20 protein-coding genes are annotated in these 26660 nt (G+C 70.7%); 14 read left to right on the top strand and 6 right to left on the bottom strand.

Features of this window, described 5'->3' with window-relative positions:
- Nucleotides 1-3 precede the first annotated feature (3 nt).
- A complete protein-coding gene (hemG, locus tag ACFV9H_RS16155; RefSeq protein ID WP_385398186.1) occupies nucleotides 4-1500 on the bottom strand; it encodes a protoporphyrinogen oxidase in 1497 nt (498 codons plus the stop codon).
- Between the two features lie 174 nt (nucleotides 1501-1674).
- Between hemG and ACFV9H_RS16150 the strand changes: the two genes are divergently transcribed.
- Both ACFV9H_RS16150 and ACFV9H_RS16145 read left to right on the top strand, forming a co-directional pair.
- Nucleotides 1675-2679 (top strand): DUF4349 domain-containing protein, encoded by a 1005-nt coding sequence (locus ACFV9H_RS16150; protein WP_385398185.1) that lies wholly within the window; start codon nucleotides 1675-1677, stop codon nucleotides 2677-2679.
- Nucleotides 2680-2742: 63 nt separating this feature from the next.
- Nucleotides 2743-4125 (top strand): FAD-dependent oxidoreductase, encoded by a 1383-nt coding sequence (locus ACFV9H_RS16145; RefSeq protein WP_385398183.1) that lies wholly within the window; start codon nucleotides 2743-2745, stop codon nucleotides 4123-4125.
- Here the strand turns inward: ACFV9H_RS16145 and ACFV9H_RS16140 are convergent.
- Nucleotides 4122-5246, bottom strand: coding sequence for an NADAR family protein (locus ACFV9H_RS16140; RefSeq protein WP_385398181.1), 1125 nt, complete (start codon nucleotides 5244-5246; stop codon nucleotides 4122-4124). The genes ACFV9H_RS16145 and ACFV9H_RS16140 overlap by 4 nt on opposite strands.
- A gap of 49 nt (nucleotides 5247-5295) precedes the next feature.
- Nucleotides 5296-6363 (bottom strand): uroporphyrinogen decarboxylase, encoded by a 1068-nt coding sequence (gene hemE, locus ACFV9H_RS16135; protein ID WP_385398179.1) that lies wholly within the window; start codon nucleotides 6361-6363, stop codon nucleotides 5296-5298.
- Between the two features lie 91 nt (nucleotides 6364-6454).
- Here hemE and ACFV9H_RS16130 point away from each other — a divergent pair, with 91 nt between their 5' ends.
- From ACFV9H_RS16130 to ACFV9H_RS16120, 3 genes are all read left to right on the top strand, one after another.
- Entirely contained in the window at nucleotides 6455-7111 is a 657-nt protein-coding gene (locus tag ACFV9H_RS16130) for a DUF3000 domain-containing protein (RefSeq protein WP_385398177.1), read from the top strand.
- 268 nt (nucleotides 7112-7379) lie between these two features.
- Nucleotides 7380-8042, top strand: coding sequence for a response regulator transcription factor (locus tag ACFV9H_RS16125; protein ID WP_007267191.1), 663 nt, complete (start codon nucleotides 7380-7382; stop codon nucleotides 8040-8042).
- 138 nt (nucleotides 8043-8180) lie between these two features.
- Nucleotides 8181-9464 (top strand): HRDC domain-containing protein, encoded by a 1284-nt coding sequence (locus ACFV9H_RS16120; protein ID WP_385398175.1) that lies wholly within the window; start codon nucleotides 8181-8183, stop codon nucleotides 9462-9464.
- 36 nt (nucleotides 9465-9500) lie between these two features.
- Here ACFV9H_RS16120 and ACFV9H_RS16115 read toward each other — a convergent pair whose 3' ends face one another.
- Nucleotides 9501-10673: an alpha/beta fold hydrolase gene (locus tag ACFV9H_RS16115; RefSeq protein WP_385398173.1), complete on the bottom strand. Its 1173-nt coding sequence runs from the start codon at nucleotides 10671-10673 to the stop codon at nucleotides 9501-9503.
- A 332-nt stretch (nucleotides 10674-11005) separates the two neighbouring features.
- Here ACFV9H_RS16115 and ACFV9H_RS16110 point away from each other — a divergent pair, with 332 nt between their 5' ends.
- From ACFV9H_RS16110 to ACFV9H_RS16075, 8 genes are all read left to right on the top strand, one after another.
- Nucleotides 11006-12232, top strand: coding sequence for an acetyl-CoA C-acyltransferase (locus ACFV9H_RS16110; RefSeq protein ID WP_361754051.1), 1227 nt, complete (start codon nucleotides 11006-11008; stop codon nucleotides 12230-12232).
- Nucleotides 12229-14367, top strand: a complete 2139-nt coding sequence (locus ACFV9H_RS16105) for a 3-hydroxyacyl-CoA dehydrogenase NAD-binding domain-containing protein (RefSeq protein WP_385398170.1) — start codon at nucleotides 12229-12231, stop codon at nucleotides 14365-14367. The genes ACFV9H_RS16110 and ACFV9H_RS16105 overlap by 4 nt, the downstream gene beginning before the upstream one ends.
- A gap of 150 nt (nucleotides 14368-14517) precedes the next feature.
- Nucleotides 14518-15582: a signaling protein gene (locus tag ACFV9H_RS16100; RefSeq protein WP_385398168.1), complete on the top strand. Its 1065-nt coding sequence runs from the start codon at nucleotides 14518-14520 to the stop codon at nucleotides 15580-15582.
- Between the two features lie 268 nt (nucleotides 15583-15850).
- Nucleotides 15851-17773: a hypothetical protein gene (locus tag ACFV9H_RS16095; RefSeq protein WP_385398166.1), complete on the top strand. Its 1923-nt coding sequence runs from the start codon at nucleotides 15851-15853 to the stop codon at nucleotides 17771-17773.
- Between the two features lie 52 nt (nucleotides 17774-17825).
- A complete protein-coding gene (locus tag ACFV9H_RS16090; protein WP_385398164.1) occupies nucleotides 17826-19334 on the top strand; it encodes an SDR family NAD(P)-dependent oxidoreductase in 1509 nt (502 codons plus the stop codon).
- A 2-nt stretch (nucleotides 19335-19336) separates the two neighbouring features.
- Entirely contained in the window at nucleotides 19337-20143 is an 807-nt protein-coding gene (locus ACFV9H_RS16085) for a rhamnogalacturonan acetylesterase (RefSeq protein WP_385398162.1), read from the top strand.
- 11 nt (nucleotides 20144-20154) lie between these two features.
- Complete coding sequence (locus ACFV9H_RS16080) at nucleotides 20155-20964, top strand: Ig-like domain-containing protein (RefSeq protein WP_385398160.1); 810 nt, start codon at nucleotides 20155-20157, stop codon at nucleotides 20962-20964.
- Nucleotides 20965-20977: 13 nt separating this feature from the next.
- Nucleotides 20978-22555: a glycosyltransferase family 2 protein gene (locus ACFV9H_RS16075; protein WP_385398158.1), complete on the top strand. Its 1578-nt coding sequence runs from the start codon at nucleotides 20978-20980 to the stop codon at nucleotides 22553-22555.
- A gap of 61 nt (nucleotides 22556-22616) precedes the next feature.
- Here the strand turns inward: ACFV9H_RS16075 and ACFV9H_RS16070 are convergent, their stop codons facing one another.
- Complete coding sequence (locus tag ACFV9H_RS16070) at nucleotides 22617-23756, bottom strand: hypothetical protein (RefSeq protein WP_385398156.1); 1140 nt, start codon at nucleotides 23754-23756, stop codon at nucleotides 22617-22619.
- 127 nt (nucleotides 23757-23883) lie between these two features.
- Between ACFV9H_RS16070 and ACFV9H_RS16065 the strand changes: the two genes are divergently transcribed.
- Nucleotides 23884-24945, top strand: coding sequence for an LCP family protein (locus ACFV9H_RS16065; RefSeq protein ID WP_385398154.1), 1062 nt, complete (start codon nucleotides 23884-23886; stop codon nucleotides 24943-24945).
- 7 nt (nucleotides 24946-24952) lie between these two features.
- On the opposite strand, the gene ACFV9H_RS16060 is transcribed toward ACFV9H_RS16065, so the two are convergent.
- Nucleotides 24953-26449 carry an amino acid permease gene (locus ACFV9H_RS16060; protein ID WP_385398152.1) on the bottom strand — a complete coding sequence of 499 codons (1497 nt, stop codon included), beginning with the start codon at nucleotides 26447-26449 and terminating at the stop codon, nucleotides 24953-24955.
- Nucleotides 26450-26660: the final 211 nt, after the last annotated feature.

Genomic DNA, 26660 nt, shown 5'->3' with positions numbered 1-26660 from the left:
TGCCTATTGTCCCGTGTGCCGATCAGTGGTCTGTGCCAGGGGTACCGAACGCGTGCCGAGCGAGGCGATCACCGCGTCCGCGGCCTTGCCAGCACTGGCGATACAGGCCGGAATGCCCACTCCGTCATAGAGCGCCCCGCACACCGCGAGACCGGGCAGGGCCGCGACGGCGCCGCGGATCCGCTCGACGCGCGCGAGGTGGCCGACCGGGTACTGGGGCAGTCCGCCGTCCCAGCGGGTGACGGCGGAGGCGACCGGCCGGGCCGCGAGGCCCACGGCCTCGCCCAGGTCGGCGAGGGAGACCTCGACGAGCTCCCCGTCCTCGCGTTTCAGATCGGCCTCGTCGGCGTAGCGGCCCACCGAGGTCCGCAGCAGGAAGAGCTCCGGATCGGCCCCGGCCCAGGCCCACTTGTTGCTGGAGAAGGTGGAGGCCTTGATGGTCCGGCCGTCGACGGGCGGTACGAGGAACCCGCTGGCACCGCCCCCGGCGACGGCGGCCGGCAGGTCGGAGCGGCGGAAGGCCATCGTGACCAGGGCCATGGAGGCGTACTCCACCCCGCGCAGCTCGGCCGCGGCGGCCGGCGCGAGCGCGTCGAGCAGCCGGGCGGCGGGCCCGGCCGGGGTGGCCAGGATCACCCCGTCGGCCTCGATGACCTCGGTGGCCCCGGTTGACCCGGTGTCGGCCACGACCCGCCAGCCTTCGCCCGTACGCACGACCTCGCGCACGGGGGTGCCGGTGCGCAGGTCCGCCCCGGCGGCCCGGCAGGCCTCGGCCACCGCGAGCGGGAGCCGTCCGATGCCGCCGTCGATTCCGGCGAAGACCGGGCCGGCCTGTTGGGGCGCGGCTTCGGCGCGGCGCTGCAGTTCGCGCACGCCGTCGCCGAGCAGGTGGTGGGTGCGGGCGACCTCGAAGAGCTGGGGCACGGCGGCGCGCATGGAGATGCGGTAGGCGTTGCCCGCGTAGACCCCGCCGAGCAGCGGTTCCACGAGCCGGTCGACGACCTCGTGGCCGAGGCGGGCGGCGACGTACTCGCCGACGGCGACGTCCTCGCCGATCTCGACGGGCGGCAGCTCGCGCTCGGCCTCGATCCGCGCCAGGCCCTCCGGGGAGAGCACCCCGGAGGCGGCGAGCGGTGCCAGGTCGCCGGGGACGCCCATGACGTGCCCGCGCGGCATCGGGCGCAGGGCGCCCCGGGTCCACAGGTGGGCGGTGGCGGTGGCGGGCGGCTGCAGGGCTTCGCCGAGGCCGACCGCGCGGGCGAGTTCCACGGCTTCTGGGCGGCGGGCGAGCACGGACTCGGCGCCGAGGTCGACGCGGGCGCCGGCGAGCTCGCCGGCGTACAGCTTGCCGCCGAGCCGGTCTCCGGCTTCCAGGAGCGTGACGCGGGCGCCGTCGGCGAGCAGCCGGTGGGCTGCCGCGAGACCCGCGATGCCGCCGCCGATCACGACGACGTGCCGGGTCCGGCCGGGACGATCCGTACGCATGTCCGCTTCGTGCATGGACACATCGTCTCAGATCGATCTCCGAGGCCGGAACGTGACCGCATCGCGACCGGCCCGGAACCGGGGAAGCGAAACCCGTGCCGGGGCTCCGCGCGTCGAAACGGCAACACCAGCCGATCCTCGGGGGTTTGTATGATGCGCGCTCCACAGAGACACCGTTCCGCGGCGGCCTTGGCCGCCCTTTCCCTGGCCGGGGCGCTCGCGCTGACCGGCTGCGGCGCGGACGGTGTCACGTCCGCCTCCGACGACAAGGCCGCCGTCGCACCCCGGGAGGGCGCGGCCCAAGCGCCCGCCCAGGACAAGGCGGGGGCCGGCGCCGCGGCACCACAGGCGGCGGACAAGAACGGGCAGCAGCCGCCCGCCGTGGTCCGGCCGAACGTCATCCGTACGGCGACGCTGGGCATCGAGACCACGGACCCGCAGAAGACCCTCGCGGCGGCCCGTACCGCGGCCGACGGGGCGGGCGGCTACGTCGGCAACGAGTCCACCAGGCGCGGCGAGGACGGCCGGATGACCTCCACGCTGACCCTGCGGGTGCCCGGCGAGCGCTATGACGCGGTGCTCGGCGCGATGGAGGGCGGCGGAAAGCTCCTGCACCGCAAGGTCGACGCGCAGGACGTCACGGAGAAGGTGGCCGACATCGGCAGCCGGGTCGCCTCGCAGCAGGCCAGTGTGGCGCGGGTGCGGGAGATGATGGGCAAGGCCTCGGCGCTGAGCGAGGTGGTGATGCTGGAGAGCGAGCTGAGCCGGCGCCAGTCGGACCTGGAGTCGCTGCTCGCGCAGCAGACAGCGCTGAAGGACCAGACCTCGATGGGCACGATCACCCTGGAGGTCTCGGAGCCGGTCGCGAAGCCGGTGGTGGCGAAGAAGAAGGAGAAGGAGCCCACCTTCCTGGGCGCCCTGCACGGCGGTTGGGACGTCTTCACGAAGATCGTGCGCTACCTGATGGTGGCGGTCGGCGCGCTGCTCCCGTTCGCGGCGGTGGCCGCCGTGGTGGGGCTGGGCTTCCGGCTGTACCGGCGGCTGCGCCCGGCGGCGCCGAAGACGGGGCCCGCCGCGGAGCCGGCCCCGGACCTGGCCGCGGACCGGGCTCCGGACCGGGCTGCTGAACGGGCTCCCGTTCCGGCGGCCCGCCCGGCCGGGACTTCGGACACCGAGGCCGACGTACACGACTGAACGCACGTTCGCCCGTAGCGTGTTCACCATCTGGTGGGCGGCGCTGAAGGGGCGGTAGTGACCATGGGGACGGAACGACTGGTGGTGGTCGGCGGTGACGCGGCGGGGATGTCCGCCGCGTCGCAGGCCCGCCGGCTCAAGGGCCCGGCGGAGCTGGAGATCGTCGCCTTCGAGCGCGGGCACTTCACCTCGTACTCCGCGTGCGGGATCCCGTACTGGGTCGGCGGCCGGGTCGCCGAGCGGGACGACCTGATCGCCCGCACCCCCGAGGAACACCGCGCCCGGGACATCGACCTGCGCACCCGCACGGAGGTCGTGGAGCTCGACCCGGCCGGATCGCGGGTGCGCGCCCGCGATCTGGACAGTGGATCCGAATCCTGGACGGGCTACGACAAGCTCGTCCTGGCCACGGGTGCCCGCCCCGTGCGCCCCAGGCTCCCCGGCATCGGCGCGCACGGGGTCCACGGCATCCAGACCCTGGACGACGGCCAGCGCCTCATGACCACTTTGGAGCGTACGGAGGGCCGCCGGGCGGTCGTCGTCGGCGCGGGCTACATCGGCGTGGAGATGGCGGAGGCCCTGGTCGAGCGGGGCTACGAGGTCACGGTCCTGCACCGCGGCGCGCAGCCGATGTCCACGCTGGACCCGGACATGGGCGGCCTGGTGCACAGCGCGATGAACCGCATGGGGATCCGTACGGTCTCCCGCGCCGAGGTGACGAAGATCCTCACCGACGAGGAGGGCCGCGCCCGAGCGGTGGCCACGGCGGCGGGCGAGGAGTACCCGGCGGACGTGGTCGTCCTCGGCATCGGCGTGGAGCCCCGCACCTCCCTCGCCCGCGCGGCCGGCCTGCCCCTCGGCCCTTCGGGGGGCATCCTCACGGACCTCTCGATGCGGGTCCGGGGCCACGAGAACATCTGGGCGGGCGGCGACTGCGTGGAGGTCCTGGACCTGATCGCGGGCCGCACCCGGCACATCCCGCTGGGCACGCACGCAAACAAGCACGGCCAGGTCATCGGCTCGGGCGTCGGCGGCGGCTACGCGACGTTCCCGGGGGTGGTCGGCACGGCCGTGAGCAAGGTCTGCGACCTGGAGATCGCCCGTACGGGGCTGCGCGAGCGGGACGCGCTGGAGGCGGGCCTGCGCTTCGTGACGGCCACGATCACCTCCACCACCACGGCGGGTTACTACCCGGGCGCGACGGAGATGACGGTGAAGATGCTGGCGGAACGCCGCACGGGCCGCCTGCTGGGCGTCCAGATCGTCGGCGGCGCGGGTTCCGCGAAGCGGGTGGACATCGCGGCGGTCGCCCTGACGGCGGGCATGACGGTGGAACAGGTGGTCTCCCTGGACCTGGGCTACGCGCCCCCGTTCTCCCCGGTCTGGGACCCCATCCTGGTGGCGGCCCGCAAGGCCGTCTCCGCGGTCCGCTCGGCGGGGGTCTAGCGGGCCTCCACCAGCTCGGAGCGGATCAGCTCCAAGAGGCGGCCCATCCAGTTCCGGCCGCTGCCGGGGCCCGCGTCGCGCCAGAAGGGTGCGTCGTAGAACCCGGTGTAGAGGACTCCGCCCTGCCCCGTGGCAACCAGGAGTTCGGCGAGCGCGGGGTGCTGGTCGAACTTGGCCCGCAAGAGCCCGGCCATCACCGCGAGCCGCACGTCGGCCCAGTCCGCCCGCCGGGCTGCCCGGCCGCCCAGCTCGTGCGCCTCGCGGGCGGTCGCGGCGGCGCGGATCCGGTCGCGGTCGGCGGTGTCCGCGGCGGACAGGGCCCAGTAGCCGTGGAGGACCGTGGGGTAGGTCCGCCCGCCGTACTCGAAGGGGGCGTCGTAGTCGTTGCGCAGGGCGAAGTGGCCGAGTTCGGCGGGCCATCCCCGCGGATGCACGGCCTCGTGGAGGACGATCGGGGGCTGCGGGGCACCGGTCGGGTCGTCCGCGTGGTGTACGGCCTGCCGCAGCTCGGCTCGCTCGACCGCATCGTCCCCGCGGGTGAAGTAGTCGCGGGCGGATTGGTGCATCTGCTCCGTGACCACCGGGCCATCCCCGTCGACGGGCTGCCCGATGTCGGTCGTGAGGATCCGCAGCGGCCGGTCCTGCCTGTCCATGTCACCGAGGACGTACACCCGCAGGTGTGCCGGGACGGCAAGGTACGCGTCCCGGAGCCGGGCCCGCTTGGTCTCGGTCGTCTCCCGCTGGTAGTCGCGGACGGCCTCCCACAGCAGGTCGCGGGCCCTGGGCCGGCCGCCTAGGGCGGCGATCTCGTCGGCCACCTCCAGGAGGAACGACTCGCCGGTCACGGGCTCCGGGTAGCGGGACTCCCACTTCGAGGCGGGTGGTACGGGCTCCTCCGCGTCCGGCGGGGTGAGCGCGACCTTGCCGGAGGCGAGTCGTCCGCCGAGCCCGGCCAGGTCGGTCGCCTGGGACCGACCGAGGGTGATCAGGCCATCCGCGTACGCGAAGAGGTGCTCCGGGTAGTACGTGTCGACCAGGTCGTGCCTGCGCCACACGAGGCACCAGGCCCCGTCGATCCGTTCTCCATCGGATATGCGAAACGTCGGTCCGTGCCATGTCATGCAGGGCACGGTACCGACGTTCGATCTTGTCCGAGGCGGCTTTTCCGGGTCAGCGGGCCGTCTTGGTGTGGACGTAGTCCACCAGGCGCGTCAGCGCCTCCGGGTCGGTCGTCGGGAGGACGCCGTGGCCCAGGTTGAAGATGTGGCCCTCCAGGCCGGCCGCCGCCGCCAGGACCTCGTCCGTCTTGGCTTCGACCGCCTCCGGGGTGGAGAAGAGGACGGCCGGGTCCAGGTTGCCCTGGAGCGCCTTGCCGGGGCCGACGCGGCGGGCGGCCTCGTCGAGGGCGACCCGGTAGTCGACGCCCACGACGTCGGCGCCGGCTTCGCCCATCAGGCCGAGCAGCTCACCGGTGCCCACGCCGAAGTGGATGCGCGGCACCCCGTACGAGGCGACCGACTGCAGGACCTTCGCCGACGCCGGCATCACCGAGCGGCGGTAGTCCGCCGGGGCGAGCGCGCCGACCCAGGAGTCGAAGAGCTGGACGGCGGAGGCGCCCGCCTCGATCTGGACCTTGAGGAAGGCGGAGGTGATCTCCGCGAGGCGGTCCAACAGGTCGGCCCACAACTCCGGGTCCCCGTACATGAGGGCCTTGGTGTGCTCGTGGTTCTTGGAGGGACCGCCCTCGACGAGGTAGCTCGCGAGAGTGAAAGGCGCGCCCGCGAAACCGATCAACGGCGTGGAGCCCAGTTCACCCGTGAGCATGCCGATCGCCTCGGTGACGTACGAGACGTCCTCCGGGGTGAGGTCGCGCAGCTGTGCGAGGTCCTCGCGGCGGCGGATCGGCTGGGCGACGACCGGGCCGATGCCCGGCTTGATGTCGAGGTCGACGCCGATGGCCTTCAGCGGGACCACGATGTCGGAGAAGAAGATCGCCGCGTCGACGTTGTGGCGTCGCACCGGCTGCATCGTGATCTCGGTGACCAGGTCGGGGCGCATGCAGGACTCCAGCATGGCCGTGCCTTCGCGCACCTTGCGGTACTCGGGGAGGGAGCGCCCGGCCTGCCGCATGAACCACACGGGGGTGTGCGGCACCGGCTCTCGCCGGCACGCCCTCAGGAAGGCGGAATCGTACGTCTGACTCGGCTGGCCCGTGGGGCGGTTTTCGTTGGCGCTCACGACCCAAATCTTCGCACGTATGAAGAAGTGCCCGGCCCGGCGCGGGTGTGGCTGCGCCGTACGGGCGCTCGTTCCGCCTAGTCTTCCCGGCATGGCTGCGGCTCAGGGACGATTTTCAGATGGCGCTGACGGTACGGACAGCGCGAAGGAGAGCTCCGTCCCGCTCCCGTTCCGGCGGGCGGTCGACGGCTTGAAGAAGGCGAGGCTGCGCACGGGGATCGAGATCGATCCCACGAAGCCGCCGCAGAGATTGGCGCCGTACGCCTACGCGCTGGAGGCGGCGGTAGTGGAAGGGGAGGACGATCTGGCCGACGGCCGGCTCATCCTGCTCCACGATCCGGCCGGGCACGAGGCCTGGCAGGGAACCTTCCGGCTCGTGACGCTCGTACGGGCGGAACTGGAGCCGGAGATGGCCACGGACCCCCTCCTCCCGGAGGTGTGCTGGTCCTGGCTGACGGGGGCGCTGGAGGCGCGCGGGCTGGCGTACGGAGAGGCGAGCGGCACGGTGACCATGGCGAGCTCGCACTACTTCGGCGGGCTCGCGGAGCGCCGTCCGGCGACGCAGATCGAGATCAGGGCCTCCTGGACGCCCCGCGAAGGAGTGGGCGGGGTGCCGGACACCTCGGCGCACCTGTCGGCGTGGTGCGAGCTGCTGTGTCAAATCGCGGGGCTGCCGCCGGTGGGTCCGACGGACACGGGCACGGGAGTGGTCTCCCTGCCACAGCGGCGGGGTCCGCACCACCCGTAGCCGCGGGGCCGTACGGACGTACGACGAATACGGGGGAACAGCCGGTCGAAGCCCGTGGCGGTGTGTCGGAACGCGGCATCCGTTGCGGGCTTCTGATCACCCTATGATCGATCGTGCGTCCGAATTGCCCGAATTGTTACTCACCAAATCGTGATCATTCCCTAAAGCCGGGCGGGTGACGTGCCGAAGGAGTCAGTGACCATCCGCACGGTTCGCACCGGCTTCCTTCCCCGAGCCGGCCGTCCCGCCACTCCCCCAGGAGGCCTAGGTGTCCGTTCTTCTCGAGCAGCCCGCAAGCCTGGTCGCCTACCGCCCGAACAAGCCGACGGCCATGGTCGTCGTGGCCGACCCGCGCGTCCGTTCCACCGTGACCCGCCATCTGTGGGCCCTCGGAGTACGTGACGTGATCGAGGCTTCGTCCATCGCGGAGGCCCGCCCCCGCGTCGGCAGCCCGCGCGACATCTGCGTGGCCGACGTACACCTGCCCGACGGTTCCGGTCTCACCCTGCTGTCCGAGACCCGCGCCGCCGGCTGGCCCAACGGCCTGGCCCTGTCCGCCGCCGACGACATCGGCGCCGTGCGCAACGCCCTCGCGGGCGGAGTCAAGGGCTACGTCGTCACCGGTACGCGGACCAACATCGGGCTCCCCACCCGGCCCGGCGCCGCCCCCATCGGCGCCGCCGCGGCCCGTATGCACCGCCGCCCCCCGGGTGCCCCGAGCCACCCGGGCGGCTACCGCGAGCTCTCCGGCCGCGAGGTCGAGGTCCTGCGCCTCGTCGCGGAGGGCCAGTCCAACAAGGCCATCGGCGTCTCGATGGGCCTGTCCGCCCTGACCGTCAAGTCCCACCTCGCCCGGATCGCCCGCAAGCTGGGCACCGGCGACCGGGCCGGAATGGTCGCCGTGGCACTGCGGACCGGGATCATCCACTGAGCGCGGGCGGCCGCAGCTCCCGGATAGCCGGCCGGGAGCCCCCCGGCGGACTCCCCGCAAACTCCACGCATACCGATCGCGCCCGTCGACGGAACGTTCCGGCGACGGGCGCGTCGCATCCACGGATACCCTTGAGCGGTGACCGACGCCCAAGAGACCGCAGCAGACCTGCGCACCACCACCGGGGGCGGCCCCCCGGACGATGTCGTCAGTTCGTCCGATGGGCCGCCGATTCCATTGCTGGAGCCCCGTGAGGGAATCCCTCCGGTGGTCGCCGACGCCGCCGCCCTCGCCGAGGTGGTCGCGGCCTTCGCCGCGGGTACCGGCCCCGTCGCCGTCGATGCCGAGCGCGCCTCCGGGTACCGCTACGGCCAGCGCGCCTATCTGGTGCAGCTGCGCCGCGAGGGTGCGGGCTCCGCGCTGATCGACCCGGTGGGCTGCCCCGATCTGTCCGCACTGGGCGAGGCCCTGTCCGGCACCGAGTGGATCCTGCACGCCGCCACCCAGGACCTGCCCTGCCTGCGCGAAATAGGCATGGTGCCGAGCTCCCTCTTCGACACGGAGCTGGCCGGTCGGCTGGCCGGCTTCCCGCGGGTCGGACTGGGCGCCATGGTCGAGAGCGTCCTCGGCTACGCGCTGGAGAAGGGCCACTCCGCCGTCGACTGGTCCACCCGCCCGCTCCCGGAGCCGTGGCTGCGCTACGCCGCGCTGGACGTGGAGCTGCTGGTCGACCTGCGGGACGCGCTGGAGAAGGAGCTGGACCGGCAGGGCAAGCTGGAATGGGCCCGCCAGGAGTTCGACGCGATCGCCGCGGCCCCGCCCGCGCCGCCGCGCAAGGACCCGTGGCGGCGCACCTCGGGCATGCACAAGGTGCGCCGGCGCCGGCAGATGGCGGTCGTACGGGAGCTGTGGGAGTCCCGGGACCGGATCGCGCAGCGGCGCGACGTGTCCCCCGGCAAGGTGCTGGGCGACGCCGCGATCGTGGAGGCCGCGCTGGCGCTGCCGGTGAACGCGCAGGCACTGTCCGTGCTGCCCGGCTACGGGCAGCGGATGGGCCGGCGCCAGCTGGAGCAGTGGATGGCCGCCGTGGACCGGGCGAAGGCGCTGCCCGAGAACGAGCTGCCGCAGCCGGGGGCGACCCCGGCCGGTCCCCCGCCGCCGCGTTCCTGGGTGGACAAGGACCCGGCCGCCGCGGCCCGGCTGTCGGCGGCCCGCACGGCCGTCTCGGCGCTCGCGGAGGGGCTGAACCTGCCCCAGGAGAACCTGATCACCCCGGACACGGTCCGCCGACTGTGCTGGGAGCCGCCGCAGCGGCTCGACGCGGACGCGGTGGCCGAGGCCCTGGCGGGCTACGGCGCCCGCCCGTGGCAGATCGAACAGGTGACCGCGGCCCTGGTCACGGCGCTGGCCGCGACCGCCTGATCCGGCCGACCGCCGGAAACGTGTGCGGGGTTCTCACTACAAGGGAGTGAGAGCCCCGTCCTCGTCCCGGTCGAAGGCGCCGGAGGTCGCACCCTCGACCTTGCCCTGCTTGAGCCAGTGCTCGGACATGGTGTGCACCAGCTTCGACTCGCGCTCCCAGGGAATTTGGTGGCTCGCGCAGGCGATCCGGAACATCAGCTTGTCCGACCCGGGCATGGCCTTGTAGAGCTCGGGCACCGAGAAGTACAGCAGGCCCAGGTCCGGCGAGGTGTTCACAACGGTGTCGTACGCCCCGTACACGAGGCACACGGGTACCGTGCCGCCGAGCGTCCCGTTCAGCGGGGCGGTGGTGGAGTTCCAGCCCCACCAGTACGAGTTCCGGACGCGGTTCAGCCCCTCCGGCGTTCCGGCCACCGTGCCGCCCCAGTAGCGGCCGATCGGGTCGGTGTCCATCACCGCCTTCCAGACGATGTCGACCATGTCGTTCTCGCGCTGGTCCGGGCAGTGCAGGTCCCTGTCCCACACGGTCTTGAAGCCGCCTTTCGTGCCGACGCTCATCGGATAGCCGAAGGCGGCTGCCGGAGCGGACACCGGCAGCGGCACCGGTGCGTCGAAATCGGTCCCGGGCGCGCTCGGCCTGCCCTTCGGCGGGAAGATCGGCGCCAGCAGGAACAGGCTGCGCACCTTGCCGGGGTGCTGGATGGCGTACGGCCCGAGCTGCTGGGCGGCCGCGGAATAGCCGATGAGGTCGACCTCCGAGGCGCCGGTGATCCCGAGGATGAACTCGACGACCGTGTCGACCTCGTCCCAGTCGCTCTGCGAGTTGTTCAGCTGCGCCGCGTAGTTCGGCCCGCCGGTATAGAGCGTCGGATTCGGATTGGGGACGAGGAGGCCCTGCTGCGCCGGGCTGACGTTGCGCCGGTCGTCCATCTTCGGGCGGGTGGACAGGCCGGATCCCTGGAGTTCCATCACGAAGACGTCGAAGTCCTTCTTCGCCAGTTCGTCGGCCCAGCTGTACTTCTTGTGCGCGAGGTCGAAGGCTGCCAGCCCCGGGACGCTCCGGCCGTGCAGCATGAGGACGGGCCGGCGCGGGCCGCCGGTCGGCGTGCCGTTGCGCTCGCGGACGAAGAGTTCCACGTCCTCGCCCTTGTTCGCGGGGATGGTCGAGACGTGGGGCACGTGGTGGTCGGTGACGACGGGTGCGGGCATCGCGGCACTCCTTTTCGGTCGGCGGGCCCGGGGCGTGTACCGGACCGAGCCCAGCGTCGGACCGGGGTGCGTCCAATGCCACGGACGTCACCGTGCCCGCCGCGCGCGCGACCCGTTCGGGTAGCCCGGAACGCGCCGATCGGCCGGGCGCACGGCGGGGGCGCAGGGGGCTCACGGGGCCCCGGCCGGTGTGACCTTCGCCGCTCCTCGGGCAGGGGGTGTGCACACGGGTTACCCGCAAGTAGCATGGGCCGGGTGAGCGGGCGCTCAGTGACGTAAGCCGAGCATGCCCCCGCGCAGCAGTGCACACCCGCACCTGGAGGAGAGCCAACGTGCCTCGTACCGTCAGGGACGTCGTCTTCGTCGACGGCGTCCGCACCCCGTTCGGCAAGGCGGGCCCGAAGGGCATCTACCACGAGACCCGCGCCGACGACCTCGTCGTGAAGGCGATCCGGGAGCTGCTGCGCCGCAACCCGGACCTGGACCCCGCGAAGATCGACGAGGTCGCCATCGCCGCGACCACGCAGATCGGCGACCAGGGCCTGACGCTGGGCCGCACGGCCGGCATCCTCGCGGGCCTCCCGCAGTCCGTCCCGGGCTACTCCATCGACCGCATGTGCGCCGGCGCGCTGACCGCCGTGACCGCCGTCGCCGGCGGTGTGGCCTTCGGTGCGTACGACGTCGCCCTCGCCGGCGGCGTCGAGCACATGGGTCGCCACCCCATGGGCGAGGGCGTGGACCCGAACCCGCGCTTCGTCTCCGAGAAGCTGGTCGACGAGTCCGCCCTGTTCATGGGCATGACCGCCGAGAACCTGCACGACCGGTACCCCACGATCACCAAGCTCCGCGCCGACGAGTACGCCGTGCGCTCGCAGGAGAAGGCCGCCAAGGCGTACGCCGACGGCAAGATCCAGCAGGACCTGGTCCCGATCTCGGTGCGCAACACCAACGAGGCGGCCGGTGAGACGGGCTGGGGCCTGGTCACCACCGACGAGCCGATGCGCCCGGGCACCACGCTGGAGAACCTGGCCGGCCTGAAGACCCCGTTCCGTACGCACGGCCGGGTCACCGCGGGCAACGCCGCCGGTCTCAACGACGGTGCCACCGCCGCGATCATCGCGTCCGAGGACTTCGCCCGGGAGAACAACCTCCCGGTCAAGATGCGCCTGGTCTCGTACTCCTTCGCCGGTGTCGAGCCCGAGGTCATGGGCTACGGCCCGATCCCGGCCACCGAGAAGGCCCTCGCCCAGGCCGGCCTGTCCATCGAGGACATAGGCCTGTTCGAGATCAACGAGGCCTTCGCGGTCCAGGTCCTCGCCTTCCTGGAGCACTACGGCATCGCCGACGACGACGCCCGCGTGAACCAGTACGGCGGCGCAATCGCCTTCGGTCACCCGCTCGCCTCCTCCGGCGTCCGCCTGATGACGCAGCTGGCCCGCCAGTTCGAGGAGCAGCCGCACGTCCGCTACGGCCTGACCACCATGTGCGTCGGCTTCGGCATGGGCGCCACGGTCATCTGGGAGAACCCGAACTTCAACGCCGAGGGAGACTCCAAGTGAGCACCACCGCTGAGCTCCTGAAGGGCGCGGCCGAGCTGTTCCCGGACGAGGTCGTCACGTCCGCGCACGTCCGCCACCTGGACCTGCCGTTCGGCGCCGGGCGCTTCGCGCTCATCACGCTGGACAACGGCTTCGACCACACCAAGCCGACCACCTTCGGTCCGCAGTCCCTCGCCAACCTGAACGCGGCGATCGACCAGGTCGAGCAGGAGGCCCTCGCGGGCTCCATCGTCGGCGCGGGCATCACCGGCAAGCCGTTCATCTTCGCGGTCGGCGCCGACCTCAAGGGCGTCGAGCTGCTGAAGAACCACGACGAGGCGCTCGCCATCGGCAAGGGCGGCCACGACGTCTTCAAGCGCCTCGCGGCGCTGGCCGTCCCCTCCTTCGCCTACTACAACGGCGCGGCGATGGGCGGCGGTGTCGAGGTCGGTCTGCACTGCACCTACCGCACCGTCTCCAAGGCCATCCCGGCCTTCTCGCTGCCCGAGGTCTTCCTCGGTCTGGTCCCGGGCTGGGGCGGCTGCGCCCTCCTCCCGAACCTGATCGGCGCGGAGCGCGCGGTCTCGGTCATCATCGAGAACTCGCTGAACCAGAACCGCCAGCTGAAGGGCAAGCAGGTCTTCGAGCTCGGGATCGCCGACGCGATCTTCGAGGGCGCCGACTTCCTGGAGCAGTCCCTGCTCTGGACCGCGAAGGTCCTGAAGGGCGAGACCGAGGTCGTCCGCGACGAGATCGACCGCGGCGAGGCCTGGGACGCGGCCGTCGCCAAGGGCCGCTTCATCGCGGACTCCAAGGTGCACGGCGCCGCTCCGGCCGCCTACCGCGCGCTGGACATCATCGCCGCGGCCAAGGACGGCGACCTGCAGGCCGGCTTCGACGCCGAGGACACCGCGCTCGCGGACCTCATCATGGGCGGCGAGCTGCGCTCGGGCATCTACGCCTTCAACCTGGTCCAGAAGCGCGGCAAGCGCCCGGCCGGTGCCCCGGACAAGTCCCTCGCCCGCCCGGTCACCAAGGTCGGCGTGGTCGGCGCGGGCCTGATGGCCTCGCAGCTGGCGCTGCTGTTCCTGCGCCGCCTGGAGGTGCCGGTGGTCCTCACCGACATCGACCAGGAGCGCGTGGACAAGGGTGTGGGCTACGTCCACGCCGAGATCCAGAAGCTGCTCGGCAAGGGCCGCATCAACCAGGACAAGGCCAACCGCCTGACCGCCCTGGTGACCGGCGTCCTGGACAAGGCCGAGGGCTTCGCGGACGCGGACTTCATCATCGAGGCCGTGTTCGAGGAGATGTCCGTCAAGCAGAAGGTGTTCGCGGAGGTCGAGGCGGTCGCCCCGGCGCACGCGATCCTCGCCACCAACACCTCCTCGCTGTCGGTGTCGGAGATGGCCTCGAAGCTCCGGCACCCGGAGCGCGTGGTCGGCTTCCACTTCTTCAACCCGGTCGCGATCCTCCCGCTGCTGGAGATCGTCCGCGGTGAGCAGACCGACGACGCCTCGCTGGCCACGGCCTTCGGTGTCGCCAAGAAGCTGAAGAAGACCGCGGTCCTCACCAAGGACGCCCCGGCGTTCGTCGTGAACCGCATCCTGACCCGCTTCATGGGCGAGATCCAGAACGTCATCGACGAGGGCACCCCGGTGGTCACCGCCGAGAAGGCCATCGAGCCGCTCGGCCTGCCGATGTCCCCGCTGGTGCTGCTGGAGCTCGTCGGCCCGGCGATCGGTCTGCACGTCTCCGAGACCCTGAACCGCGCCTTCCCGGAGCGCTTCACCGTCTCCCCGAACCTGGCGGCCGTGGTCAAGGCCGGCAAGCGCGGCTTCTACGTCTACTCCGCAGAGAACAACTTCAAGCCGGAGCTGGACCCCGAGGTCGCCGCCCTCCTGGTGCAGGGCGATGTCGTCCTGACCGAGGAGCAGGTCCGCGACCGCGTCCTGGACGCGGTGGCGCAGGAGATCGGCCTGATGCTGGAGGAGGGTGTCGTGGCCGAGGCCCAGGACATCGACCTCTGCCTCATCACGGGCGCCGGCTGGCCCTTCCACCTGGGCGGCATCACGCCGTACCTGGACCGTGAGGGTGTCTCGGAGCGCGTGAACGGCAAGAAGTTCCTGGCCCCGGGCCTGGCGAGCGTTCCGGCCTGACGACCGAGGTCTGAGGTCTGACATATCGCCACGCAGTGGCGCAAAGGGATATCGGGCGTCCGTCCCCCACCGGGGGGGCGGGCGCCTGCCCCGTTCGAGAAACCCGCTGGTCGGGGGCCGACACAGGGGCCGAACGGCCCTGATGACAGAATGCCGAGCATGGCGGACATTCAGACTCCTTTTTCCCGGCGAACCTTGCTGTTCGCCGGAGGCGGGGTCGCCGCCGCCATCGCCGCGGGCGGCCTGACGTGGGCACGCGACTCCGAGGTGGCCGAGCCCGGGGCGGCCGAGCGGACGGGTCCGCCGCCGATGGCGGGCGAATTCGACATACGGTCGGGCACGGAACTACTGGCACCGACGCAGCTCTTCAACGCGACGGGCCCGCAGTCCTTCGCTTTCGACGACACGAACGGGCTGATCTACACCCTCCAGACCCTCCAGGCGGCCATCCACCTTTCCGACGAGCAGGAGCCGGTGGCCGCCGCCGACCGCAAGCGCGCCGGCGATATGTGCCTGACCCGGCTGACGAGTACCGGGGAAATCATCGGCTACATGTACCTCCGCGGGTTCGGGCACGGCATTTCCTTCGGCGTCGAGCCGGTGGGGAAGCGCACATACCTGTGGGTGGAGGGGAGCGCCGACCCGCGGACCGGCTACGGCCGGTCAGTGGCCCGTACGCTGTTCAAGACCGGCACGACCCTCGACAGCTCCGACCCGGCCGTGACCCATTTCGACCCCGTCCCGGGTGCGTCCGACGTCACGCCCTCCCTCGATCTGGCCGGCGGGCGGGTGCTCGTGAGTCACGAACGCGATGACGAACAGAAATTCGCCGTATACCAAATGGAGGATTTCCTGGCCGGGCGCACGGAATCGGCACGGTTCATCAATGCCGGCGTACAGGTCAGGGAAGAGGAATGGTTCCAGGGCTGTGCGCTGCACGGCGACTTCATCTACATACTGACGGGCAATCCGTACACGGGCAAAAGTGGAGCCAATCCACAGAAGTCCGGCGGAAATACGTACATCTCCGCGATCGACGTCAACACCGGAAAGGCGCAGGGACGCCAGCGCGTGACCGTGGCGCCCGATCTCCCCTACCGGGAGCCGGAGGGGATGGCCATCAGCCTCGCAGGGGGCCGGCCCGGACTGTGCATCGGCTTCTCCGTGAAGACCCGGGACTACCGCGAACTGACCCTGTATCGCTTCACGAGCTGAGATGTCGCATTCAGGACGAAAGTCCGTCATCTTCGCCGGACGGGGGTCTCGTTATCCATGCGTGACCTTAGCTGCGTGATAAAGCCCACGCGTTGGCCTGGGGTTCACCAGGAGTACTAACACCGTCCATACGGCTGCTTATACTACTCCGACACTTCAAGCCATTCTCAAACCTCCACGGGGGAGGCACTGCACGATGGGCTCCAAGCGACGCCAGGCTGTCCTCGGCATCTTGATCAGTGCTGGGCTCATTCTCAGCTTCATCGGCATGATGGCAGCCGTCGCCGTGGCCTCCCTCACCACATTCGTGTACTGCGCGGTCGGCAGCTATGCCTTCGACCTGCTCCTCCACAACACCGAGTCGACGACGCTGGAACGGCTGCGCGACTCCCGCTTCGGCCTCACCATGCGCTTCCTCATCCGGCAGTTCCTGCTGCTGGGCCTGTGCGGAGCGCTCGTGGACATCGAGTCCTTCGTGGCGCAGATGACCACCATCGGCCTGCTGCTGCTGTTCATCCTGCAACTCGCGTACGGCGCGCTCCTCAAGCACGTGCGCAAGCAGCGCAACGAGGTGCCGTTCACCACCCGCGGGCTGGATCTGGAGGCGCTCGGCATCCGCCGCATGCCGCACCCGTTCCTGGTCGACAAGCACGTCCGCAAGACCCTGCACCTGGACATCCCGCTGATGGCCGGCGCCCTCGCCACCATCGCGACCGACGACTGGCGCTGGGTCACGTACGGGATGATCACCACCGTCTTCCTGGCCTACCTCTCCCTGATGGTGCTGCTGCCCGGGGCGCGCGACGCGCTCAAGCTGCCCACCAACGACGAGGCCATCGACGAGCTCAACTACCAGCTGGCCGAATACCGCCCCCAGGTCGCGCTCTACTTCACCTTCGCCGCCATCTCCAAAGACTTCATGTACCAGGTGAACATGTGGCTGGAGGCCCTGGAAGAGCTGGACCTGCGCCCCATCATCGTGCTGCGCGAGCGGGCCACCCTGCGCTACCTGGACGCGACGGCGATCCCCGTCATCTGCGTCCCCAAGGCGGACAACCTCGCACGGATCGAGATGAACGAGCTCCGTGTCGCCCTCTACCCCGGCAACGCGGGCAAGAACGTGCACATGCTCCAGCGCGCCGAGGTCAAGCACGTCTTCATCGGACACGGCGACAGTGACAAGCTCGCGAGCAGCAACCGCGTCAGCAAGGTGTTCGATGAGATCTGGGTGGCCGGCCGGGCCGGTCGTGACCGCTACGAGCGCATCAAGCACGCCGTGACGCACAACCAGATCGTCGAGGTCGGCCGGCCCCAGCTCATGCCCCTGCACCGCTGGACCGGCAAGGTCGCGGGCCCGCTGCCCACCGTCATCTACGCCCCCACCTGGGAGGGCTGGACCGACGACGCCTGCTACACCTCGGTCATCCCGGCCGGCGAAAAGCTGATCCAGGCACTGCTCGACCACGAGCAGGAGATCCGGATCATCTACAAGCCGCACCCGCTCACCGGCTCGCGCTCCGCCGAGGCCGCCGCCGCACACCGCCGTGTCATCGCCCTCCTTCAGGAGGACAACGCCCGGCGCTTCGGCCGCAACGCCACCGACTCCAAGTCGGCGGCCAAGAAGCTCGCCCGGATCGACCAGCGCATCGCCGACCTCTCCGAACGCGGCGTCCGCTCCAAGTACCCGGACCTCACCGAGGAGGAGCGGACCGCCCGTATCAGGCGGAGCCGCAACCAGGCGGCGACCCTGTACTGGAGTGCGATTCCGGATGCCGCACACCATGTGGTGACCGAGCGGATCCCCGCCCTGTACGACTGCTTCAACCAGTCCGACCTGCTCATCGGAGACATGTCGAGCGTCGTCTCCGACTTCGTCGCGACGCTGAAGCCGTACGCGATCTTCAACCTCGACGGCCTCCCCGACCAGGAGTTCCGCAACGAGCAGCGCACCGCGTACGCCTCGTACCTGCTGGACACCGACTGCAACGGCCTGAGCACCGCCATCGAGGCCATGCTCAAGCCGCACCAGGACGTCATGGCGCCCTACCGGGAGCAGCTCAAGGAGTACCTCCTCGGGCAGGAATACCCGCCTTCGGGCGTCCGCTTCAACGCCGCCGCCAACAACCTGTACCGGCGCGGGTTGCTCGATCACCCAGTGGAGTACCCGGAGCAGACGCACCTGCCCGCGTAGCCGGACCCCGTACACCATTCGAGCCCAACCCCGTGCCAGGAAGAAGGAGACCTTGTCCTCCAGTGCCACCCCGCGCCGCACCATCGCCGTCGTCCTCGCCGGGGGCACAGGTCAGCGCATAGGTCTTGAGATACCCAAGCAGTTGATCAAGATCGCCGGAAAGTCGATCCTGGAGCACACCCTCCACATCTTCGAGACCGCTCCCGACGTCGACGACGTCATCCTCCTGATGACGCCCGACTACGTGGACGACGCCCAGCGCATCGTGGACCGCGCCGGCCTGAGCAAGGTCAACCGGGTCCTGGCCGGCGGTTCGGACCGCAGCGCGACCACCCGTATCGCGATCCGCGCGGCGGCCGAGGGCCTGGGCGCCGACGAGGACTGCAACCTCCTCTTCCACGACGCGGTCCGCCCGCTGCTCTCGCAACGCGTCGTCAAGGAGTGCGTGGAGGCGCTGGAGACCTACCAGGCGGTCGACGTGGCCATCCCCTCCTCCGACACCATCATCGTCACCCGTACCCACGGCGACGACGGCGAGTTCATCACCGAGGTGCCCGACCGCTCCCGGCTGCGCCGCGGCCAGACCCCGCAGGGGTTCCGGCTCTCCACCATCCGCGCCGCCTACGACCGGGCCGAGGGCGACCCGTCGTTCCAGGCCACGGACGACTGCTCCGTCGTGGTCAAGTACCTGCCCGACGTGCCGGTACACGTGGTGCAGGGCGACGAGTACAACATGAAGGTCACTCAGCCCGTCGACGTCTTCATCGCCGACAAGCTGTTCCAGCTCGCCTCTCACACCGCGCCCGCGCAGGTCGGCGAGGCCGCCTACCGCGAGCAGCTGTCCGGCAAGACCGTCGTCGTCTTCGGTGGTTCGTACGGCATCGGCGCCGACATCGCGCGCATCGCCGAGGGCGTCGGGGCCCGCGTCTTCGCACTCGGCCGCTCCACGACCGGTACCCACGTGGAGAACCTGGACCACGTCGAGGAGGCCCTCGCCCGGGCCTATGCCGAGACCGGCCGCATCGACTACGTGGTGAACACCGCCGGCGTGCTGCGCGTCGGCCGCCTCGACGAGACCGACAACGAGACGATCCGGGAGGCGCTGGAGGTCAACTACCTCGCCCCGGTGAACATCGCCCGGGCCTCGTACAAGTACCTGAGCGAGAGCGAGGGCCAGCTGCTCCTGTTCACGTCCAGCAGCTACACGCGCGGCCGCGCCGGGTACAGCCTGTACTCCTCCACCAAGGCCGCCATGGTCAACCTGACGCAGGCGCTCGCCGACGAGTGGGCCGGCGACCGCATCCGCGTCAACTGCGTGAACCCCGAGCGCACCGCCACCCCGATGCGGACCAAGGCCTTCGGCGAGGAGCCCATGGCCTCCCTGCTGTCCTCCGAGTCGGTGGCCCTGACCTCCCTGGACGTCCTGCTGTCGGAGATGACGGGCCACGTCATCGACGTGCGCAAGCAGGACCCGACCTCATCCCCCGCGCAGCGGTCCGCCTTCGAGGCCGCTCTGGAGTCGGTGCTTCTGACCCAGACCGCGGAGGAGCAAGAGGTCTAGGCATGACGTACACAACCGGGCAGCCCCAGGGCGGCCGCAGTCGCATCTTCATCGCGGGTGACTCGACCGCCGTCACCCGTCCGTACAGCTACCTGCCCATGGCGGGCTGGGCTCAGGCGCTGCCGCTGTTCCTCACCGACGCGGTCGAAGTCGTCAACTGTGCCCGCGCCCGCGCGAGCTCCAAGAGCTTCCGCGAGCGCGGGCGGCTCCAGTGGATCCTGGACAACATCGCGCCCGGCGATCACCTGCTGTTCGGCTTCGGCCCGATCGACCGCAAACCGGACGCGGGCCTGCACACCGAGCCGTTCTCCACGTTCCAGGAGCACATGGCCGCCTATGTACACGGGGCGCGGGAGCGGCAGGCCCACCCGGTGATCCTCCTGCCGTACGAGCTGCGCCGCATCGACGCGCACGGCAACGTCGGCCGCCCCCTCGACGAGCACGTCCTCGCGTCCCGGCTGCTCGCCGAGGACGAGCACGTACCGGTCGTCGACCTGCACGGTCAGAGCCTGGAGTGGTGGGAGGAGCTCGGGCCGGAAGCGTCCAAGTCCGTGTTCACCTTCCTTCGACCGGGTGAGCCGCTCCAGAGGAACGTCGTGGACTGGGACAACGTGCACGTACGGGCCGAGGGCGCGATCGAGTGCGCCCGGTTCGTCGCGCGCAGCATGCTGGAGCAGGGCATCATCCCCTCCCATTGGGGAAGGGACCTCGACCGCCGCCGGTTCTCGTACGACGAGATGGGCTGGCTGGACGAGGAGACGTTCCAGCACCGCACCTCGTCCCGTGTGTCAGAGTTCCCCTCTTCGTAGGAGTCCAGCTCGTGTATCTCCTCTGCCGGGGCCGCGCCCTGGGCGGTGACCCGTCGCTGGGCGCCGTCTACGCGGGTCTCTACAGTTCCGCCGAACCGCGGGCCGGCGTGACCGCCGGGGACTCCTTCGAGATCGGCGTGTCCATGGCGCCGGACCAGGGGGCTCCGCGCGGCTGCGCATACCTGTTGGAGGCGCCGCTCACCGAAGCCGCCGAGATCGTCGGGGTGCAGGGGCTGGAGTACTTTCCGCGCCAACGCTGGTTCCGGCTGCGGGCCGAGGCGGGCGAGAGCAGCACGGGTGTCCTGCAGCTGCGCGTCGGCGCCGCGGTCACCGCGCACCGCATCAGGCCCCAGTTCATCGTGGGCGTCCCCGACGCGACCGGGCGCAAGATCGTGCGTACCGGAAAGCTCTCGGGCGCGGCGCTGCCGCTGCGCCGGCCGGGCGTGGCCAGGGGACTGCGCATCACGGCCGAGCCGGGCGGCACGGGCTCGGTCAACGTGCTGGCGGCGGCCCCCGCGGGGAGCACGGTCGTCTCCGTGACACAGCCGCGGGCCGGCTCCGCAGAGGTGTCCTACGACGGCTGGGTCGCCTATACGCCCGTCCCCGGCTTCACCGGCTACGACCGGCTGGAGTACACGGTGACCACGCCGGAGGCCGTGAAGCTCACATCGCACGTAAACGTCTTCGTGGGCGCCCCGGCGCAAGCCCAGCGGGTGTTCCCGGAGTACCCGACGGACGTGGCCTTCCGGCCCTGGCAGTGGCCGGAGCTCAGTGGGGAGATGCCGTGGCCCCCGCCGCAGCAGCCCGCGCGGAACCGATGAGGATCACAGGATCATGAAGATTACGGACGTGACCGTCGTCCTGCGGGTGTGCAACCAGGCCGCGACGCTCGAAGCCTGTCTCTCCTCTCTCGCCGCCCAGTCGATCGGCACCGACCGCCTGGAGGTCATCGCCGTCGACGACGGCTCGACGGACGCGAGCGGCGAGGCACTGGCCCAAGCGGCGCAGCGGTACCCCGAATTCCTGCGCGTCGGGCGGGTGGCGCGCGGACTGAGCGCGGCGACGGCCCGCAACTGGGCACTCAGCCAGGCCACCGGGCGGTACCTCATCTTCCTGGAGGCGGTGGACCGGCTGGCGCCGGACGCCCTGGCCCGGATGGTCGCGGCAGCCGACACGAACGAGGCCGACGTCGTGCTCGGCAAGCTGGAGAGTTCGGGCCGGCACTCGGTCGCGACCTCCATGTTCCGCAAGAACCAGGCCTACACCGACGTGTACGCGTCGCGCGCCTACTGGTCGCTGACGCCGGACAAGCTCTTCCGCACCAGCATGGTGCAGCGGCGCGGGCTGGCCTTCCCCACCGACCTGCTGATCGGCGACGACCAGGTGTTCACGGCCGGCGCGTACATCGGGGCGGACAACGTCTCGGTGGTCGGCGACCGGACCTGTGTCATCAAGGGCCCCTCGCAGGCGCCCCCGGTCACCCTGCCGGACCGCATCGCGCTCGTCGCACGGATGCTGGCGCTGGTCAGCGCGCAGTTGCCGGAGGGACCGCGCCGGGACCGGCTCCACTCGCGACACCTGGAGGTGGAACTGGGCAAGGCGACCGAGGTCGCGTTGCTGACCGCCACGGACCAGGCGGAGCGCGAGCAGACGCTTTGGGGCGCGGCCGAGATCCTCCGCTCCCAGGTCTCACCCGGTGCGCTGGCGCTGCTCCCCCGGATGCCGGCAGTGCGTTTCGCGCTGCTGGCGCGCGGCCAGGTCGCCGAGGCCGCGGCGATGGCCGCCTTCGAGAAGGACAGGGACCGGCCGGGCGTACGCAAGACCGTGGAGAACGGGCGGGTCTTCACGACCCTCCCGTTCTTCCGTGATCCGCAGGTCGGGCTGCCGGACGAACTGTTCGACATCACCGACGACATGACCGTCAGTCACCAGCTGCAGAAGATGCGCTGGGACGGGCCCGCGCTGATCCTCGACGGATTCGCCTTCTTCGAGCAGCTGTCGACCAAGGACCGGGCCACCCGGCTGGTGCTGCGGGAACAGACGAGCGGGGCGGAGGAGAGCTTCCCCACGACCGCCCGGCGCGACGACACGCTGACCAACGCCAAGGGCAACCCCCGGGCGATGGGTCGCTTCTCGGCCCGGCTCAACCTGGCGCAGACGCCCGACGGCCGACCGCTTCCGCCGGGGGTCTGGGACCTCTATCTCGCTGTCAGCTACGAAGGCGTCACCCAGGAGGTACGGCTCGGTCCACGCCGCGCCGACGACCTCGACACGACGGCCCGCCGGCCCGTGCCCTTCGCGCCCGCACCCGGCGCCCAGGGCCTCGAACTGGTGGCGACGCCGTACTACGCGAAGTCCGGTGGGCTCAGCGTGGAGGTCGCGCAGCGCAGCCCGCTGCCGGACCGCGGCTGACCCCGCGGGGCCCGGCCGGGCCTGACCCCGCGGGGCCCGGCCGGGCCTGACCCCAGGGGGCTCAGGCCCGCTGCCAGGGGCCGAAGGCCAGGCCCTGCTGGGTGGTGTCCTGGCGCGCGACGGCCAGGGCGCCGCTCTCACCAACGGCGGCCACCACGATGCGGCCCGCGTCGTCCACGGCCACCTGGGGGGCGTGCAGGCCCCGGCCGCCGAGGGAGGCCCACCAGATGCCGTACCCCTCGTTCTCGCTGACGTAGGCGGTGAGTTCGACATCGCCGTCCGCGCCGTTCTGCGCGAGCACCGTGCAGTCGTAGCCGCCGACGAGCGCCTGGCCGACGCCCGGCGTGCCACGGCCGCCCGCCCCGCCGAGCCCCATCATGCCGCTCTGGACGCCCGGGTGCCCGGCCCGCCAGGCGACCAGCGAGCCGTCGCCGGGGTGGCGCCAGAAGTACGTGGCCCTGCGCGGGCCCGTCTCGCATCCGACGGGTGCGCCGACCATCCGCGTGGCGATGCGGTCACCGAGCCTGAACTGGCCCTGTGCCGCGCCCACCCAGCGGTCGATTCCGGCCGGGCCGGCGGCGAGGATCTCCAGCGGTCCGCCGGCGGGCATCACCGCGGTCACCTCACCCGGGTAGGGATCGGGGGCGATCTGCTTCCACCCACCCCATACGCCCTCGGCGTTGCGGCTGCGCCGCACGATGCCCCCGTGGCGCAGGGACACGATGACGTGCACGGCGCCGGAGCGCTGGTTGACGGCGATGCACGGCGGGCAAGCCGGGCCGTCCTCCGTCGGGCCGCCACGTACGCCCGGGGTGCCGAGGCTGCGCCAGTCGGTCAGGCCGCGGCCCGACTGGAACTGGGTGGCGACGGCGATTTCCTGCCCGCCGGAGCCGTCCGTGGCCGCACGCAAGGTAACGAAATGGATATAGCCTTCGTTGCTCTGGGCCATGGCCACCAGCCCGGTCCAGCCGGGTACGTCCAGCTCCTCGGGTCCCGTCCAGCCGCCGGCGGGGGTGGACTCGGTCCAGCGGAGCAGTCCTCGTCCCGCGCAACCGTAGGCCGTCAGTCGGCCGTCACTGCCCCTGAACAGCCATTTTCCGGTGGGGACGGAGGGCTGGAGGGGGCCGGTTCCGCCCGGCGCGGTGTCCTGCGCCCTACGAGCCTGGTAGCCGGCTCTGTCACCGCCCCTGCCTCGGTTCACGCCACCGTCGTCCTTCCACCATGTGCTTCACGTTGTGTGAGCGTCCGCTCCGGTCAACCCCGGTCCGACCCACTCGAACGCGCCACCTATTATTCACATTCATCTATAGCAGAAGGGCTCTGCCTCCATGACCGACCAGCCCGCCACGTCCCCGCGCACCACCAGGCGCAAGCCTCGTCGCGGTCGGCGCGTCCTGTCGATCGTTCTGCTGTCGTTGGCGGTCCTGATCCTCGCCATCGGCGGTGTGGGGTGGTGGATGTATAGCAGCCTCGACAGCAACATCTCCAGCGTCGACCTGGACAAGGCGATCGGCGACAACCGCCCGCAGAAGGTCGTGGCCGGCGCGCAGAACGTCCTCGTGCTCGGCTCCGACTCCCGGGCCGGCGCCAACGGCGAGCTCGACCACGGCGATGTCAGCGGTGCCCGCTCGGACACCACGATGCTGATCCACATACCCGAGGGCCGGTCCAAGGCCACCGCGATCAGCATCCCCCGCGACACCCTGGTCACCCGGCCCGAGTGCAAGGACGGCGACGGCAAGACCGTGCCGGCCCAGAAGCGCGCCATGTTCAACAGCATCTTCCCGGCGGCCGGTCCGGCCTGTGTGGTCAAGACCGTGGAGCAGATGTCCGGGGTGCGCGTGGACCACTTCGTCGTGGTCGACTTCGCCGGCTTCAAGGAACTGGTCGACGCGCTCGGCGGAGTGACCGTCAACCTCGACAAGCCGATCAGCGGCGCCAAGGGCGGCCTCAAGCTCGACGCCGGCGAGCACAAGCTGAACGGCACCGACTCGCTCAAGTTCGTCCGTACCCGCTACGGCTACGGCGACGGCAGTGACCTCGGCCGCATCAGCCTCCAGCAGACCTTCATGATGGCGATGCTGAAGGAGATCAAGAAGCAGGACGCCCTCGGCAACCCGGCGCGCCTCTACACGCTCGCCGACGCCGGGACCAAGTCGCTGACGACCGACTCCGAACTCGCCTCCCTCACCGCGCTCGCCGACTTCGCGCAGAGCATGAAGGGCGTGGACCCGGACACCATGGAGACGATCATGCTGCCGGTCGCCTACGACAAGGTGGACCCGAACCGAGTGATCGTCGCCGAGCCGCAGGCCACGCGGCTGTGGGAAGCCCTCCGCAACGACCAGAAGATCCCGGCCGCCGCGAAGGACTCCCCCGCCAAGGGCTGACACACCGCTAGAACTGCGCGTCCCGGCCGGTCTTGCCCAGCCGGCTGTGGCTCCGTCCGTACAGGAAGTAGACGACGAAGCCGATCACCATCCAGATCGCGAAGCGCAGCCAGGTCTCGGCCGGCAGGTTGAGCATCAGCCAGACCGAGGCCGCGATCGACAGGATCGGGACCACCGGCACCCACGGAGTGCGGAAGGACCGGTGCAGGTCGGGGCGGGTGCGGCGCAGGATGATCACGCCGAGTGCCACGACCACGAAGGCGAAGAGCGTGCCGATGTTCACCAGTGTCGCGAGCTCGTTGATGCTGGTGAACCCGGCGACGATCGCGATGACGACGCCCAGCAGGATCGTCGGCCGGTACGGGGTGCGGAACTTCGGGTGGGTCCGCGAGAAGAAGCGCGGCAACAGGCCGTCGCGGCTCATCGCGAAGAACACCCGGGTCTGACCCAGCAGCAGGATCATGCAGACCGTGGTCAGGCCCACCGCGGCACCGAAGCTGATGATGCCTCCGTACACGGGATGCCCGGCGGATTTGAAGGCGTCGGCCAGCGGGGCGCTCACCGACAGCTCGGTGTAGTGCTGCATGCCGGTGACCACGAGCGAGACCGCCACGTACAGCACGGTGCAGATGAGCAGCGAGCCGAGGATGCCGCGCGGCATGTCCTTCTGGGGCAGCTTGGTCTCCTCGGCCGCCGTGGCCACGACGTCGAAGCCGATGAAGGCGAAGAAGACGACGGAGGCGGCGGTGAAGATGCCCATGATGCCGAAGTTCGTGGGCTCGTAGCCGAAGATCAGCTGGACCAGTGGCGCGTCGAGCCCCGCGCCGCCCTCCTGTTTGACCGCCTTCGGGATGAAGGGCTCGTAGTTGCTGCCCTTGATGAAGAACAGGCCCGCGATGATCACGATGAGCACCACCGTGACCTTGATCGCGACGACGAGGGCGGTGATCCGCGCGGACAGCTTCACTCCGACGACCAGGATCGCGGTCAGTACGAGCACCAGGATGAAGGCCAGCAGGTCGAAGGTGCCGCCCACCACGTCCGGCCCCTGGAGGGACACCGGTAGGTGAATGCCCGCGTTGTCCATGAGGGAGCGGACGTACCCGGACCAGCCGACGGCGACCACCGCGGTGCCGAGGGCGAATTCCAGCACCAGGTCCCAGCCGATGATCCAGGCCGGCAACTCGCCGATCGAGGCGTAGGAGAAGGTGTACGCCGATCCGGCGACCGGGACGGTCGAGGCGAATTCGGCGTAGCAGAGCGCGGCGAGCGCGCACACCACACCGGCGGCCACGAAGGCCAGGGCGGTGGCGGGGCCCGCGGTCTCCTTGGCCACCTTGCCGGTGAGGACGAAGATGCCGGTGCCGATGATGACACCGACACCGAAGACGGTCAGGTCCCAGGCGGAGAGCGACTTCTTGAGCTGATGCTCCGGCTCTTCGGTATCCCGGATGGACTGTTCGACCGACTTCGTGCGGAATGGGCTGTTCAGATCCGTACTCACCAACGCACCTCCGAACAAGGTGACGCACGCGAAAGGGCCGGGAGGCCCACCCTTCAAGGGTGATCTCCCGGCCCGTGACCTGCAACCGCGCGGCGATCTAGGGACGCCGATGACGCCTAGACGAGTAAGTCCGAAGTCTTCGGGCGCATGAAGCGAGGGTCTCGTTGATCCGTTTGTGACGACAGATCTCGAAACCCTCGCGACAGCACTG

It is taken from the genome of Streptomyces sp. NPDC059874 (genome assembly GCF_042731135.1).
In the GTDB taxonomy this organism is placed as follows: Bacteria; Actinomycetota; Actinomycetes; order Streptomycetales; family Streptomycetaceae; genus Streptomyces.
Note: the sequence above shows the minus strand (reverse complement) of the source record. Positions and strands in the feature narration are given on the sequence as shown.

What these genes read in the sequence shown, in the direction of transcription:
- hemG (WP_385398186.1), bottom strand. Translation starts at nt 1,500, where the DNA reads ATGCACGAAGCGGACATGCGTACGGATCGTCCCGGCCGGACCCGGCAC.
- ACFV9H_RS16145 (WP_385398183.1), top strand. Translation starts at nt 2,743, where the DNA reads ATGGGGACGGAACGACTGGTGGTGGTCGGCGGTGACGCGGCGGGGATG.
- ACFV9H_RS16140 (WP_385398181.1), bottom strand. Translation starts at nt 5,246, where the DNA reads ATGACATGGCACGGACCGACGTTTCGCATATCCGATGGAGAACGGATC.
- ACFV9H_RS16130 (WP_385398177.1), top strand. Translation starts at nt 6,455, where the DNA reads ATGGCTGCGGCTCAGGGACGATTTTCAGATGGCGCTGACGGTACGGAC.
- ACFV9H_RS16115 (WP_385398173.1), bottom strand. Translation starts at nt 10,673, where the DNA reads ATGCCCGCACCCGTCGTCACCGACCACCACGTGCCCCACGTCTCGACC.
- ACFV9H_RS16100 (WP_385398168.1), top strand. Translation starts at nt 14,518, where the DNA reads ATGCCGAGCATGGCGGACATTCAGACTCCTTTTTCCCGGCGAACCTTG.
- ACFV9H_RS16095 (WP_385398166.1), top strand. Translation starts at nt 15,851, where the DNA reads ATGATGGCAGCCGTCGCCGTGGCCTCCCTCACCACATTCGTGTACTGC.
- ACFV9H_RS16085 (WP_385398162.1), top strand. Translation starts at nt 19,337, where the DNA reads ATGACGTACACAACCGGGCAGCCCCAGGGCGGCCGCAGTCGCATCTTC.
- ACFV9H_RS16075 (WP_385398158.1), top strand. Translation starts at nt 20,978, where the DNA reads ATGAAGATTACGGACGTGACCGTCGTCCTGCGGGTGTGCAACCAGGCC.
- ACFV9H_RS16065 (WP_385398154.1), top strand. Translation starts at nt 23,884, where the DNA reads ATGACCGACCAGCCCGCCACGTCCCCGCGCACCACCAGGCGCAAGCCT.